Below are 13,609 nucleotides of genomic sequence, written 5' to 3' on the forward strand. Positions count from 1 at the left end.
GCCGACGCGTCCGCTAGCATGGTCACTTACGACCGTTATGCGAGAAGCGCCTCGATGAACCCTGAAGACTTGCAAAAGCTCGCCACGCGACAGATGCCTTTCGGCAAATACGCAGGCCGGCTGATCGCCGATCTTCCCGGCCCCTATCTTGCCTGGTTTGCCCGGGAGGGCTTCCCGCAAGGGGAAATCGGGCGACTGCTCGCCCTGATGCATGAAATCGACCACAACGGCCTTAACGCGCTGCTCGAGCCGCTGCGTGCGTCATCACGGCGTCATGAATAGCCGTCGAGCGTAAGGTGAGGCGCCTACATCACGCCGGTGGCAGATTCTCCGGCCCGAAGGAGTCAGGCAGTAACTGCTCCATGGTGTAGCGTTTGAGCGGCGTACCGTCGCCGTCGAGAACGACGATCACGGTGTCCGGCGTGGCGAATTCTCGAATGCGCTGGCGGCAATCGCCACAGGGCGTGCAGAGATGCTCGCCGGGGCCGATGACGTACAGCGTGACGATCTCGCGCTCGCCTTGGGCGATCATCGCGCCGATGGCACCGGCTTCGGCGCAGAGCCCCTTGAAGTTGGCGCTTTCCACGTTGCAGCCCAGGTAATACCGGCCGCTCTCGGCGATCAGCAGGGCCCCCACCGGATGGCGGGAATAGGGCGCATAAGCGCGCTCGCGCGTCTCGATCAACGCTTGGCGCAGCGCATCGGAAAGCGGCGCGGGGGACGTCTCAGCCATGGGTGGTTTCCCTCGCGTCGCGGAGCAGGCCCTCGAGGGTGATCGCCATCATCTCGTGAAAGCCGGTTTGGCGCGTCTGCGCGTCGAGGGCCTCACCCTTCAGGATATGATCGGACACCGTGCACACGGTCAGCGCACGAGCTTGGAGCTCGGCGGCGACGCCGTATAGGCCGGCGGCTTCCATCTCGACGCCGAGAATGCCATGGCGCTTCATGACGTCGAACATGGCGTCGTCGGGCGAATAGAAAAGATCCGCCGAGAACAGGTTGCCGACCTTGGCCTGGATGCCACGCGCGCGTGCAGCGTCGACGGCGTGACGTGTCAGGTCGAAGTCGGCGATGGCGGCGAAGTCATGCCCTTTGAAGCGGGTGCGGTTGACGCCGGAATCGGTACACGCGCCCATTCCCACGACGATGTCGTTGACCGCCACGTCGTCGCGTACCGCACCGCAGGAGCCCACACGCACCAGGCGCTTGACACCGTACTCGGTGATCAACTCCTTGGCATAGATCGAGATCGAGGGAATGCCCATGCCGCTGCCCATCACTGAGATGCGCTGGCCTTGGTAGGTACCGGTGAAACCGAGCATGTTGCGCACCTGATTGACGCACTCGACGTCGTCCAGAAAGGTCTCGGCAATGAATTGGGCGCGCAGCGGATCGCCGGGCATGAGCACGGTATCGGCGAAGGCGCCTGCGGGGGCATCGATATGCGGCGTCGACATGGCATCAGTCTCCTGTTGTCGTCGTGGTGGAGGCGGCGGGCGCCGCGCCCAGGAAGTCGCTGCCGTGGGCCATGGGCGCGAGACCGAAATGCGTCGCCAGACTCTGGCCGATATCGGCGAAGGTCGCCAGACGACCGGCCTCGTCGCCCAACGGCCCTGGCGCCAAGTTCGCGCCGCTGGCAAGCACGGGGACTTGTTCGCGCGTATGGTCGGTCCCCGTCCAGGTCGGATCGTTACCGTGATCGGCGGTGAGGATCAGCAGGTCGTCGGGGCCGAGGGCCGCGAGTATTTCCGGCAAGCACCGGTCGAAGGCCTCCAGGGCTGCGGCGTAGCCGTCAGGGTCGCGCCGGTGACCGTAGAGCGTGTCGAAGTCGACGAAGTTGGTCATCACCAGCGTCTGCTTATTCTCCCGTGAACGCTCGCCGGCCTCATCGATGGCCTTGAGCGTCGCGTCGAACAGCGCGTCATGGCCGTGGGCCTTGAGCACTTTCGAAACGCCGCAATGGGCATAGATATCGCCGATCTTGCCCACGCCCAATACCGTCCCGCCGCCGTCGTGCAGCTTTTGGAGTACGGTCGGCGTGGGCGGTTCGATGGCGTAGTCGCGGCGATTGCCGGTGCGCTCGAAGGCGTCCAGCGTCTCGCCGACGAAGGGGCGAGCGATGACGCGACCGATGTTGTAGGGCATCAGTAGCTCACGGGCGATTTCGCACAGCGCGTACAAGCGGTCGAGACCGAAATGGGTCTCGTGGGCGGCGATCTGGAACACTGAGTCCGCCGAGGTATAGACGATGGGCTTGCCAGTGGCGATATGTTCTTCGCCAAGTGCCTCGAGGATCGGCATGCCGGACGCATGGCAGTTGCCCAAAACACCGGGCAGGTCGGCGCGCTCGATCAACGCTTCCAAAAGATCGGGCGGGAAGCTCTGTGTCTTGTCGAGAAAGTAACCCCATTCGAACAGCGCCGGCACGCCGGCGATCTCCCAATGCCCGGAGGGCGTGTCCTTGCCCGAGGAGATCTCGGATGCCGCCGCGTAGGCGCCGTCGAGCGTATCGGGTGGGGTGATGCCTGCTGCCCACTCGCCGGTGGCAAGGTGATGCGCGTGATAGAGCCCCAGCTTTGCCAGGTTGGGCAACGCGAGCGGTCGTCCGGCAGCGGCACGGTGACGCGCGATATGGCCTAGCGTATCCGCCCCTGCATCGCCGAAGGCGTCGGCATCCGGGGCGTTGCCGATGCCGAAGGAGTCGAGGACGAGCAGAACGGCGCGGGTCATGATAGATCCTCCTGGCGCAGGGTGGCGTGGATCGGCGACGTCGGCTCGACGCTACTTGTCTCGCCGAGGGTGAAGGCTGTGCTCAATTGGGATGCGATAGCCTCGGCATCGGCTTGGCTGGCGGCGTGGAGGCGCAACAGTGGTTGCCCGGCGTCGACGCGCTCGCCGAGCTGGGCGATATGCGAGAGGCCGACACGATGATCGATGGCATCCCCAGCGTTACGACGCCCGCCGCCTAGTTCGACGACGCCGAGACCAAGCGCACGGGTGTCGATGGCGTGGATGGTGCCGGCCCGAGGCGAGACGACATCGGTCGTGAAGGGCGCTGGCGCTAAATAGTGCGCGGGGCGTTCGGCCAGATCGCTCGGGCCCCCTAGACCATGCACCATGCGCGAGAAGCGTTCCAGCGCCTCGCCGGAGGCCAGGGTTTTCTCCAGGCGCATTGCGGCGTCGTCGGCATTGGTGGCTATACCGGCTTGCACGAGCATTTCCGTGGCCAAGGCATGGGTGACCTGATAGAGACGGCTATCGCGACCTTCCCCTCTCAGCAGGCGCAGCGCCTCGTGCACTTCCAAGGCATTGCCGGCGCAGTCGGCGAGCGGCTGATTCATGTCGGTCAACAGCACGCTGGTGGGCGTGCCGGCGCCGCTGCCGATGGTGACGATGGCTTCGGCCAGTTCTCGGGAGGCCTCGGCGGTGGGCATGAAGGCGCCGTTGCCGACCTTGACGTCCATGACCAGTGTGTCGAGCCCGCAGGCCAGCTTCTTGCCCAGAATCGAGGCCACGATCAGCGGCAGCGACTCGACCGTGGCGGTCACATCGCGCACACCGTACAGGCGCTTGTCGGCAGGGGCGAGGGTGCCGGTCTGCCCGATGATCGCCACGCCGACGTCTTTGACCAGGCGGCGGAAGCGAGCGTCGTCGGGCGTGACGTCATAGCCAGGAATCGCTTCGAGTTTGTCCAGCGTGCCACCGGTGTGGCCGAGTCCACGCCCGGAAATCATGGGCACGTGGCCGCCGCAGGCAGCGATCCACGGGCCCAGTACCAGTGACACGAGATCGCCTACGCCGCCGGTGGAATGCTTGTCCAGCACCGGACCGTCGAGGTTCAGGTCGTGCCAGCGCAGGATCTGGCCCGATTCGCGGGTGGCCTCGGTGAGCGCGATGGCCTCCTCGCGGTTCATGCCATTGAGCACGACCGCCATGGCGAAAGCGCCGATCTGGGCGTCGCCCACGCTGCCGTCGGCGACGCCGCGCATGAAAGTGTGGATGGCGTCGGCGTCGAGGGCTTCGGCGTCACGCTTACGACGGAGGATGTCTTGAATCAGCATGGCGATAACCGTGTCGTTATTTGTCGTTGTTTGTCATTGATGGTCGATGGCTGCCGGTGCGTGCTCAGTAACCGTCGTGGGGCGCCTTGGTGTCACCGACTTCCAAAGTGGCGAGCAATGCGTCGAGTAACCCCGAGGCGCCAAAACGGAAGTGCGCGGGGCTGATCCAGTCCTCGCCCATGATTCGCGCGGCCAGGTCGAGATAAGCCTTGGCATCCTCGGTGGTACGAATCCCGCCGGCGGCCTTGAAGCCCACGTCGCGACCGCTGTCACGAATCGTTTCGAGCATGATCTCGGCGGATTCGAGGGTGGCGTTGACGGCAACCTTGCCGGTGGAGGTCTTGATGAAGTCGGCACCGGCGGCAATGGCGATTTCTGCGGCCTGGCGGATCAGGGCGGGGTCCTTGAGTTCGCCGCTCTCGAGGATGACCTTCAAGGTCGCACCACCGCAGGCTTCACGGCACGCTTCGACGAGTAGGCGCCCGACATCGGGCGCGCCGTCGAGCAGGGCCCGATAGGGAAAGACCACGTCGACTTCGTCGGCGCTGGCGGCCACGGCGAGACGTGTCTCGCGCGCTGCGCGCTCGGCATTGGGGGCGCCGCCGGGAAAATTGGTCACCGTGGCGATGCGCACGCGCCGGGTCAGGCCGAGGGTGTCGAGTTCGCGCTGGGCGTCCTCGATGAAGGCCGGATAAAGGCACAATGCGGCGGGATGACCGACGGGCGTGTCGGCACGGCGGCAGAGTGCCTGAATATGGGCACTGTCGTCATCGTTGTTGAGCGAGGTCAGATCCATCAGGCTGAGCGCCTGACGAGCGGTGGACGTGAGGTCGGTCATGGGCGTGAGTCCCCGAGTGGTATGCATGCGCCTGGCGCCGGTGCATGGGTCGATGAGTCGGTCGCGCGGTCGGCGAATGCGCCGGACGACACGCAAAAAGACGCTGGCATGGTAATGTCCTTGTCTTTATTGTTGAGATGCCTTTGTTATTTTTTTAACAGAAATTTTGTGGCTAAGCTAACAAAATGTGCCGGAGGATGGCGAGCAACGCTCGTTGACCGGCGTGTCGACGGAGATATGTCAAATGAATAGCCGCAGTGCGGCACGCCTTCAATGGCTACAGGACACCTTGCGCGCGGAAGGCATGCTGCCGATCGCCGAGGCCGCTCAGCGCTGCCAGGTCTCGGAAATGACCATACGCCGCGACATCGCCGCCAGCCAGGACACCATCGTCTCGCTGGGCGGGCGCTTGCTGTTGGCCGAGCATCCACAGGTTGCCACCGGATACGACTTCGCCACTCAGCAGGACAGTTTCGCCCAGGCCAAGCAGCGCATGTGCGAAGAGGCGGCACGCATGGTCGAGGCCGATGACACGATCTTCGTGGATTGCGGCACGACGCTGATTCCGCTGTTCGCTCAACTCGATCCCGACATGCCGCTGACGGTGGTGACGTACGCGCTCAACGTTGCCAATGCCATCGAGAAAATGGCGCTGCCCCACGTCCGTCTGGTGTTGCTGGGCGGTCTCTATTATCCAGTATCGCAGTCCTTCGGCGGTGAGGAGCTGGTCACCGCGATTCGTCGCTTGGGTATCAACAAGGCATTCATTTCCGCCGCCGGCGTACATGCCGATAAAGGCGTGAGCTGCTTTCACTTCCATGAGGTGATGCCCAAGCAAGTGGCCCTGGAGACTGCTGTGCAGCGCATTCTCGTCGCCGACGAGAGCAAACTCGATTTGGTGCGCCCGGCGTTTTTCGCCGACCTCGAGACCTTCGATGTGATGCTGACTAGCGGGGCGGCGGGTGAGGCACTGCGTGACACCCTGGTGGCACGGCCGGGATGCGCTTGGCCGACGCTCAAGGTGCTGTGAGGGTGCGTGAATGCGTGCTGCTTAATAGGCGCTACGGCGGCGGTTGGGGACAGACATGACGTTTCCGCTTTCTCTGGTGTTTCTCGGCGTGGTGTTTTTTGCCTCGGCACTATCCGGCGTCTTCGGTATGGCGGGCGGCTTGATCCTGATGGGCTTTCTGCTGGTGTGGATGCCGGCGACCACGGCCATCGCCGTGCACGGGATCATCCAAATGGGCTCCAACGCCTCGCGTGCCTTGCTCTCACGGCATTACATCGATTGGCGCATCGTGGCGTGGATCGTGCTGGGTGTCGTGATCGCGGCGCTGATGCTAGCAAGCGTTCGTTACACTCCCAGTGAAAATGTGGTGTTGCTTTTGATCGGGATCATGCCGGTCCTGGTATGGTTGCCGCGTCGCTGGTTTCGGTTCGATGTATCGCGTCCCGCCGATGCCATCCTGTGTGGCTTGGTGGCCGGTGGCTTGACCATCGCCGCCGGGGTGTCGGGGCCGACCATTGATATCGGCTTCGTGCGTACGCGGCTCGATCGGCGCACGGTCGTGGCCTCCAAGGCGGCGATTCAAGTCATCGCGCATACCATCAAGGTAGTGTTTTATTTCCAGGCGGTGTTGGCACTGGAGCAGGGACAGTGGGGATGGATCGCCCTGGCGATTCCCTTGAGTTTCCTGGGGACGCGTTCGGGAAACGCCATCCTGAAGCGGCTCACCGATGCTAGCTTCCGCGGCTGGACACGCTGGTTGGTCACTTTGGTGGGCGGGTACTACGCCGTGCGTGGCGTGATGGGGCTTATTTGAGTGTCGTGCGCTGTGCAGAGAGCGGCGTGACATATGCTTCGAAGGCCTCGACTGGGATGGGGCGCCCATAGTAATAGCCTTGGTAATGGTGACAGCCGAGCCGCGCGAGGAAATCGCGTTGGGGCAGGGTCTCTACACCTTCGGCTACGGTCTTGAGCTGCAGGCTGTCGGCAAGGGCGATGATGGTCTTGACGATAGCGGCATCGTTGGCCTCGATCAGGACATCCCGCACGAAGGAAACATCGATCTTCAAGGCATTGAACGGCAGGCGCTTCAAATAGGCCAGTGATGAATAGCCAGTGCCGAAGTCATCCAAAGAAAAACTCACGCCATGGTGCTTGAGCTGCATCATCTTCTCGATGACGCCCTCGACGTTGGCGAGCAGCAGGCTTTCGGTTAGCTCCAGCGTTAGGCGTTCGGGCGGTGCTTTATGATCGGCGAGCGTGGCCAGCACCTGGGCGACGAAGTCGTGCTTTTGAAACTGGTGCACGCTGACATTGACGGACAGCTGCAAGTGGGCCAAAGCCGGATCGGTGGACCAGCGAGCCAGCCGCTCGCATGCTTTGGCCAGCACCCATTGTCCGATGGGCACGATCAAGCCGGTTTCTTCGGCGAGGGGAATGAATGCGCCTGGGGAAATGACGCCACGTTCGGGATGCTGCCAACGGATCAACGTCTCGGCCCCGATGATGGTACCGTCGGCATCGACCTGGGGTTGGTAGTACAAGCGCATTTGCTCGTTCTGGATAGCCTGGCGCAGCTCGGCTTCAAGCAACAGGCGATCCTGGAGGGCGGCTTCCATGTCGGGATGGAAGACGCGACTCACGTTGCCACCGTCCTGCTTGGCTCGCGAGAGCGCCAGGCTGGCGCGTTTGACCAGCTCGCCCGTTGCTACGTCGTCGTCACCGAACCACACCCCACCCAGGCTATGCGTCGTAGTGTGCGAATGATCGTCGAGCTCGTACACGCCGCCGATGACCTGTCGCACGGTGGTCATGTGGTGTTGCAATTCGGCAATGGCTGCGCCGCGATCGGATGGCAAGCCGGTCACCACCAGGGCGAATTCGTTGCCGCCCAGGCGTGCCAGGTCATGCTCGTGACGTGCGAAACGTTTGAGACGGCGTGCCACATGGCGCAGCAGCATATCGCCGGCGGCATTGCCCCGTGAGTCGTTGAGTGCCTTGAAATTGTCGATGTCGAGCAAGATCAGCGCCCCGCTTTGTTGCCGCGTGTGACTCGCGGCTTGCACGGCATCGAGGCGCGTATAAAGGGTCTGGCGATTGGGCAGGTCGGTCAAAGTGTCGTGATGGGCGAGGCGATGGATTTTTGCCTCCGCCTCGCGACGCGCGCTTAGATCGTGGAGCGTGGCGACATAATGGCGGGTGGCGCTGTGGCTGTATTCGACGCAGCTAACGCTAAGGCGCGCGGGAAACGCCTGACCGTCCTTGCGTCGCGCTTTGATCTCACCTTGCCATTGTCCGCTGTCGACGATGTGACGGCGGATATCGTGATAGATCCGGGCGCTTTCATGGGAGTGCTCGAGCACTGACAGCGGCTTGCCCTGAATGTCGGTGGAGGTGTAGCCGGTCATGGCCGTGAAAGCTCGGTTGCTGAGTACGATCCGGCCCCGGTGATCGAACAGTAGGAAGGCGTCATTGATCGCGGCGATGACTTCCATCAACTGCTCGCGCGACATCGTCGACTGACGGGCATGGCGCTGCAGGCGACGGTCGATGGCGACACTCAGCGCGGCGACCAGCAATAATAGTGTCACGACACCGCTGACACTGATGGCGAGCCACGAGGCCGATGTTTCCATCATGTGGTGAGGCGCGGGCGCCGGGAGATAATACGTGGCGGACATGGCCACGTAATGCATGCCGCTGATGGCCAATGCGATGCAGGCGGCGATCCCGAATAGTCGGCGATCGAGATGTGTCAGGCGTCGATAGCGCACACAGTAGCGATGGGCCAGCATTGCCACCATGCCGAGTACGAGCGCGACGCCGATCGACATGAAGAAAAGAGGCGCGTCGTAGCGCACGGTGACGGGCATGAGCATGGCTTCCATGCCCAAATAGTGCATGGTGCCGATTCCCGCACCTAACACCAGTCCACCCAATATGGAGTAGCGCGGCGTTGCGACGGGCCGGGCCATGATGCGCAGTGCATAGCCACTGCCGAGCACGGCGGGGAGTAGCGACAGGAGTGTCAGCTTCACGTCGTATTGCATGGGTAGCGGCAGGCGCAGGGCCAGCATACCGGTGAAATGCATGCTCCACACGCCAAGCCCCATCATACCGGCACCGGCGCTCAACCAGATTCCGCGGCGTAGGTGACTATCGGCTTCTTGCATGCGCTCGCCGATCAACAAGCCGAGCCCGGCGGCGAGCCACGCCACCAAGCATGACAGCACGATCAAGCCGGGCTCCCATTGGCCCTGGATGACATTGTCTAAGGAGGCGGAAGAGACGAAATGAATCATGCGTTCAGCGCTTTCCAAGTCAGGCATCTTACGACCACGAGCGGCACCGTGCCGTGATGCATCGATGAATGGCGTGCAGTAGCAAGCAAGCGCCGTGCAGGCCCCCTCAGAATAACGTTATCGGCTATTGGCGTCGCCACTTGAGATATCAAGATGCGGCGGGGGTGGCGCGTTGTCGGTCCTCAAGCGGACTGCGACCGAAATAGCGTTTGTAATCGCGGCTGAACTGCGACGCACTTTGATAACCCACCTGAGTGGCCGCCTGCGCGACCTGGTGCCCCTGCTGGGTGAGCAGAGCGCGCGCCTTGAGCAGGCGCAGGCGCTTGAGGTACTGCATCGGCGCGAGTTGTGTGGTGCGTTTGAAGTGATGATGGAAATGCGAGGCGCTCATGTTGACGCGTTGCGCGAGGGCGTCAACGTTCAAGGTCCGGGTGTAGTGACGGTGCAGGAACGTTAGCGCCTCGGCGATGCGCGAATATTGGCCATGATAGGCAACCAGTTGACGCAATGAGGCGCCCTGCGGCCCACGCAGCGCGGTGAACAGGACTTCACGAATGCGCCCATCGCCAAGCGCGGCGGCTCGATCGGGATCGTCGAGGCAATCGATGAGCCGTGACACGTTTTCTTCCATGTCGGCGTCCATGGATACGGCGGCCATGGGAGCGGGCATGCGCGTAGACGTCGTCGATGGCAGGCGCGCCACCAAGTCGCTGAGCATGGCCATATCGAGGCTCACCGATAAGCCCAGCAAAGGCTTGGTATCGGAAGCGTGCGTCTCGCACTCGAACGGCAGCGGCATGGCCTGGATCAGATAGTGGCCGGCGCCGTAGTGAATGATGCGTTCGCCAAGATACCCGGTCTTGTTGCCCTGGACGATGATCACCAGGCTAGGCTCATACATGAGGGGCGTGCGCGGGTGGCCGCAATGCGAGGCGATCAGTTGTACGCCGGGCAGTGTGGTGGACGTGAAGCCATCCCGAGTGGTCAGCGACGCCAAGCGCGCAGCCAGCCGAGTCTCCGAGGAAGGCTCGGTGCTGGCCCCAATGGTGGTCAAGTGAGGGGGCAATGGGTGGGTCATTAGATGGCTCCTCGGCAATAGCGAACACTCATAAGGATAACATCGTGCATGAAAAGCGCCGTCTATTCTGTGGTTGAGGGTGCGCTACAAGAGCTTTGGGCAAATATCACACAGAATTGGGCATGGAGGAAATCGCCGGCGGCGCCCACACTATTGGCGTTCGCGACCCAGGCTGGGTAACTCTCCTAGCCGGTACGCGGTTGCACTCACCCTTCATAGGATATTCGCTATGCCACAAGCTACGGGCTATGCAATGCACTCTGCGGAGTCGGCACTCGAGCCGTTTTCCTTCGAGCGCCGCACGCCGCGCCCCGACGATGTCGCCATCGAGATTCTCTACTGCGGCGTGTGCCACAGCGATCTGCACTTCGCACGCGACGACTGGGGAATGGCGCAGTATCCGATCGTGCCGGGTCACGAGATCGTCGGTCGGGTCACCTCCGTCGGCAGCGATGTCGCCAATTTCAAGGAAGGCGATGTGGTCGGCGTGGGTTGCATGGTCGATTCTTGCCGTCATTGTCAGGCATGCGGCGATGGTCTGGAGCAGTATTGTGCCGAAGGTTTTACCATGACCTACGGTAGCCCCGACCGCCACGACGGCAGCCTGACTCAGGGCGGTTATTCAGATCGGGTCACGGTCAGCGAGCGTTTCGTACTGCGCATGCCGGAAGGCATCGACCTTAAATCTGCCGCGCCGCTGTTGTGCGCCGGTATTACCACCTATTCGCCGCTCAAGCATTACGGCGTCAAGCCGGGCCATAAGGTCGGCGTCATCGGTATGGGCGGTCTCGGCCACATGGGCGTCAAGCTGGCCCAGGCGCTGGGCGCCGAGGTCACGCTGTTCACGCGTTCCGAGAGCAAGGTCGCCGAGGCCAAGTCCAACGGCGCCGATCACGTTGTGGTCTCCACCGACGAGGCGCAGATGGCGGCGGTCACCGAGACCTTCGACTTCATGCTCGATACCGTGCCGAACGAGCACGACCTGAATCCGTACCTGCAAGCCTTGAAGTACGACGGTACGCACATTCTGGTTGGCCAGATGCAACCATTGGAGCCTGGCGTGGCGGGCGCCAACCTGATCTTCCGGCGCCGTGTGCTGGCCGGTTCGCTGATCGGTGGAATTCCCGAGACTCAGGAGCTTCTGGATTTCTGCGCCGAGAAGGGCATCACCTGCGATGTCGAGATGATCGATATCCAGAACATCAATGAAGCCTGGGATCGCATGCAGAAAGGCGACGTGCGTTATCGCTTCGTCATCGACATGGCATCGATGCAGAACGGCTGAGCAAGTCGCGACGGCTTACCCAGTGATCGTGTCAGGCGCGGGCTATGTCCCGCGCCTTTTTCGGTTCTGGCAGGTTGCAGAATGGGCCATGAAGGGCGGGTGCCGTAAGAGCACCAGGGCACTTTCGGGCGCTCTAGCCAAGCGGCATTACTGCTGCCAGTCGATACGGTTGTCGATGACCAGGCCGTCGTCTTCCATACGCATGCGCATTACGACGTTGTCGATGCGCTCGAACTGGTCCCGCATGGCCTCGAGCTGCTCCTCGATGGCGTCGTCGTCGCCCGCGAGGCTGCCGAAAGCGTCGGCCAACCGAAGCCACTTGGCGTACATGTCACCGGAAAGCTTGAGGTGCATCAGTTCGCCGGCCTCGCCGGTGTCTTCCTTCATCAGGGTCTTGAGCGTCGCCTGCTCACCTTCGCCCGTTGCTACGCCGAGTGCCTTGTCTGTCATGGCCAGCCAGGCCGGCGTGTCGCCAAGCATCGCGGTGAGTTGTGGCGGCAGCGCTTGGGGTTCTCCGTCGCTGGAAAGCGAGAGTGTTGCCAAGCCGGGCAGCATGCTCTGACCGATCGCCAGGAGGCCGTTGGGATCGTTGGAAGCTACCAGCAAGGAGCCCTTGATGGCGGGCTGACGGCTATCTTCGGGCATCGCGAACTCATCGATTACCAATCGCATACCGCGCAGGCTACCTAAGGGGGGCATGGCCAGCATATTGGCCTGACGGCCGAATTCGTCCAGGCCGCTATTGAGTTCGGCAAGTGCTGGGCAGTCGAACGGCGTGGTGCGTATGTGCTGGATCTGTTGGCTCAGTAGATCACGCAGATCGTTCATGGGCAGCGCGATTGCTAGGTCGAAGGGAGACTCGAGCGAGTCCTTGCCCAGGCCCGGCAGCGTTGAGGTGAGCGCGGCAAACGGGGCGGCAATGTCTTCGGCCAATGCCACATCGACGCGTTGCTCGGTGCGTTCGGCGTCGAGCGTGGTATAGCCGGCACTTAGTTGAGGCATGCGTGAGGCTAGGCGCGCCGCGTCCTCGCGGCAGCTCGCCGACACTGGCTCTGGGGCTTGGCCTTGCGTCTGTTCGGCGAAGCTGCGAAAGGACTGAAGCATCGGGTCTTGGCTGCCGGTGAGCAAGGTCGCCAAGCGTGTCGTATCGACATAGCCCAGGCCGTAGGGCAGATAGCCCTTGGCGTCGGCCAGCTCGTTGAGTCGTTGGGTATCCTGCACGCTGTTGTCGGGCAGGCTCGTGCCTAACAGTTGCTGAAGAGCGTCGTCATCCAGGTCGACGGGGGCCACTGCCAGCACTGCCTGGCCGTCATGAACGGCGCTCAGAAGTTGCAGTGGCGACTCGCCGAGGCGTGCCTGGCGGTATTTCAGCTCGCCTTGTGTATGGGATCCCAGCGGCTGGCCGGCAGCATCGGCAAGACGTTGCAGGAAGGCCTGGTAACGCTCGGCATCGCTGATGCTCAGGCGCAATACGGGGGTCAGGCCTAGACCATAGAGCGCGCTGCGACCTCCCAGGTCGACGCCGATCTGTTCAGCGACCTGCTGATAGTTCGATTTGTCAGCAAGTTCCTCGGTGAGTGCATCGAGCACATTGGCGAGGGACTCGGCCCCGCCGTCGCGGCGCAGTTCCTCTGCAAATTGGTGCAGGTCGACACGCTGTTGCGGGAGTGAGGCATTCGATGACGCCAGCGCGGCATCGAGCGTCGTGTCGTCGAGGGTGTCGAGATTGGCGAAGAGGAAGGGGGTATCAGCCGGAACATGCGCCAGCGGTGCGTCTGCCGAATCTTGTCCGCAACCCGCCAGCAGCACGCTGCCAGCCACTACGCAGGCAAGTGAGATACGTCGTAACATGGTGTTCCCTTGTGTTCATTGATGATCCCCGGGCCTGGGCCGGGCGATACCGGTACCGCGGCGATTGGCAGGAATAGGCGTGTATCACGCTATGCCGCGCCACTCTTGAGGTGGTGGCTATATCGCTTGAGTGTCGTCGATACCGGTGCATGGCTCATATTAATCGTTTTTTATGTAGCATGCTCGCC

The 13,609-nt window shown here is 62.6% G+C and carries 12 protein-coding genes; 4 read left to right on the plus strand and 8 right to left on the minus strand.

The features are described 5' to 3' along the window. The first annotated feature begins 54 nt into the window (after window positions 1-54). Entirely contained in the window at window positions 55-282 is a 228-nt protein-coding gene (locus tag KZO83_RS01495) for a DUF3820 family protein (protein WP_247620161.1), read from the plus strand. A gap of 28 nt (window positions 283-310) precedes the next feature. On the opposite strand, the gene cdd is transcribed toward KZO83_RS01495, so the two are convergent. The 5 genes from cdd to deoC all read right to left on the minus strand — a co-directional run bounded on the left by cdd (window position 311) and on the right by deoC (window position 4,899). Continuing rightward, on the minus strand, window positions 311-733 hold the full coding sequence (gene cdd, locus KZO83_RS01500) for a cytidine deaminase (protein WP_247619513.1): 423 nt from the start codon (window positions 731-733) through the stop codon (window positions 311-313). Further along, entirely contained in the window at window positions 726-1,457 is a 732-nt protein-coding gene (deoD, locus tag KZO83_RS01505; protein WP_247619514.1) for a purine-nucleoside phosphorylase, read from the minus strand. Before deoD ends, cdd begins: the two co-directional genes overlap by 8 nt. A 4-nt stretch (window positions 1,458-1,461) precedes the next feature. Next, entirely contained in the window at window positions 1,462-2,730 is a 1,269-nt protein-coding gene (locus tag KZO83_RS01510; RefSeq protein WP_247619515.1) for a phosphopentomutase, read from the minus strand. Beyond that, window positions 2,727-4,061, minus strand: coding sequence for a thymidine phosphorylase (deoA, locus tag KZO83_RS01515; RefSeq protein WP_247619516.1), 1,335 nt, complete (start codon window positions 4,059-4,061; stop codon window positions 2,727-2,729). Before deoA ends, KZO83_RS01510 begins: the two co-directional genes overlap by 4 nt. 64 nt (window positions 4,062-4,125) lie before the next feature. Further along, window positions 4,126-4,899, minus strand: a complete 774-nt coding sequence (gene deoC / locus KZO83_RS01520) for a deoxyribose-phosphate aldolase (RefSeq protein ID WP_247619517.1) — start codon at window positions 4,897-4,899, stop codon at window positions 4,126-4,128. 244 nt (window positions 4,900-5,143) lie between these two features. On the opposite strand from deoC, the gene KZO83_RS01525 reads away from it, so the two are divergent. Next, complete coding sequence (locus KZO83_RS01525; RefSeq protein ID WP_178997612.1) at window positions 5,144-5,929, plus strand: DeoR/GlpR family DNA-binding transcription regulator; 786 nt, start codon at window positions 5,144-5,146, stop codon at window positions 5,927-5,929. A gap of 55 nt (window positions 5,930-5,984) precedes the next feature. Then, window positions 5,985-6,722, plus strand: a complete 738-nt coding sequence (locus KZO83_RS01530) for a sulfite exporter TauE/SafE family protein (RefSeq protein WP_247619518.1) — start codon at window positions 5,985-5,987, stop codon at window positions 6,720-6,722. Here KZO83_RS01530 and KZO83_RS01535 read toward each other — a convergent pair. Together KZO83_RS01535 and KZO83_RS01540 are read right to left on the minus strand one after the other, a co-directional pair. Next, window positions 6,715-9,207: an EAL domain-containing protein gene (locus KZO83_RS01535; RefSeq protein WP_247619519.1), complete on the minus strand. Its 2,493-nt coding sequence runs from the start codon at window positions 9,205-9,207 to the stop codon at window positions 6,715-6,717. The genes KZO83_RS01530 and KZO83_RS01535 overlap by 8 nt on opposite strands. A 148-nt stretch (window positions 9,208-9,355) precedes the next feature. Beyond that, window positions 9,356-10,285: an AraC family transcriptional regulator gene (locus KZO83_RS01540; protein ID WP_247619520.1), complete on the minus strand. Its 930-nt coding sequence runs from the start codon at window positions 10,283-10,285 to the stop codon at window positions 9,356-9,358. 229 nt (window positions 10,286-10,514) lie between these two features. Between KZO83_RS01540 and KZO83_RS01545 the strand changes: the two genes are divergently transcribed. Further along, window positions 10,515-11,570, plus strand: coding sequence for an NAD(P)-dependent alcohol dehydrogenase (locus tag KZO83_RS01545; protein ID WP_178997620.1), 1,056 nt, complete (start codon window positions 10,515-10,517; stop codon window positions 11,568-11,570). A 147-nt stretch (window positions 11,571-11,717) separates the two neighbouring features. Here KZO83_RS01545 and KZO83_RS01550 read toward each other — a convergent pair whose 3' ends face one another. Next, complete coding sequence (locus KZO83_RS01550) at window positions 11,718-13,421, minus strand: hypothetical protein (RefSeq protein ID WP_247619521.1); 1,704 nt, start codon at window positions 13,419-13,421, stop codon at window positions 11,718-11,720. Window positions 13,422-13,609 lie beyond the last annotated feature (188 nt).

Origin of the sequence: Chromohalobacter moromii, from assembly GCF_023091865.1 — a bacterium.
Lineage (GTDB): Bacteria > Pseudomonadota > Gammaproteobacteria > Pseudomonadales > Halomonadaceae > Chromohalobacter > Chromohalobacter moromii.

What these genes read in the sequence shown, in the direction of transcription:
- KZO83_RS01550 (WP_247619521.1), bottom strand. Translation starts at nt 13,421, where the DNA reads ATGTTACGACGTATCTCACTTGCCTGCGTAGTGGCTGGCAGCGTGCTG.
- deoA (WP_247619516.1), bottom strand. Translation starts at nt 4,061, where the DNA reads ATGCTGATTCAAGACATCCTCCGTCGTAAGCGTGACGCCGAAGCCCTC.
- KZO83_RS01530 (WP_247619518.1), top strand. Translation starts at nt 5,985, where the DNA reads ATGACGTTTCCGCTTTCTCTGGTGTTTCTCGGCGTGGTGTTTTTTGCC.
- deoD (WP_247619514.1), bottom strand. Translation starts at nt 1,457, where the DNA reads ATGTCGACGCCGCATATCGATGCCCCCGCAGGCGCCTTCGCCGATACC.
- KZO83_RS01535 (WP_247619519.1), bottom strand. Translation starts at nt 9,207, where the DNA reads ATGATTCATTTCGTCTCTTCCGCCTCCTTAGACAATGTCATCCAGGGC.
- cdd (WP_247619513.1), bottom strand. Translation starts at nt 733, where the DNA reads ATGGCTGAGACGTCCCCCGCGCCGCTTTCCGATGCGCTGCGCCAAGCG.
- KZO83_RS01495 (WP_247620161.1), top strand. Translation starts at nt 55, where the DNA reads ATGAACCCTGAAGACTTGCAAAAGCTCGCCACGCGACAGATGCCTTTC.
- KZO83_RS01525 (WP_178997612.1), top strand. Translation starts at nt 5,144, where the DNA reads ATGAATAGCCGCAGTGCGGCACGCCTTCAATGGCTACAGGACACCTTG.
- KZO83_RS01510 (WP_247619515.1), bottom strand. Translation starts at nt 2,730, where the DNA reads ATGACCCGCGCCGTTCTGCTCGTCCTCGACTCCTTCGGCATCGGCAAC.
- deoC (WP_247619517.1), bottom strand. Translation starts at nt 4,899, where the DNA reads ATGACCGACCTCACGTCCACCGCTCGTCAGGCGCTCAGCCTGATGGAT.
- KZO83_RS01540 (WP_247619520.1), bottom strand. Translation starts at nt 10,285, where the DNA reads ATGACCCACCCATTGCCCCCTCACTTGACCACCATTGGGGCCAGCACC.
- KZO83_RS01545 (WP_178997620.1), top strand. Translation starts at nt 10,515, where the DNA reads ATGCCACAAGCTACGGGCTATGCAATGCACTCTGCGGAGTCGGCACTC.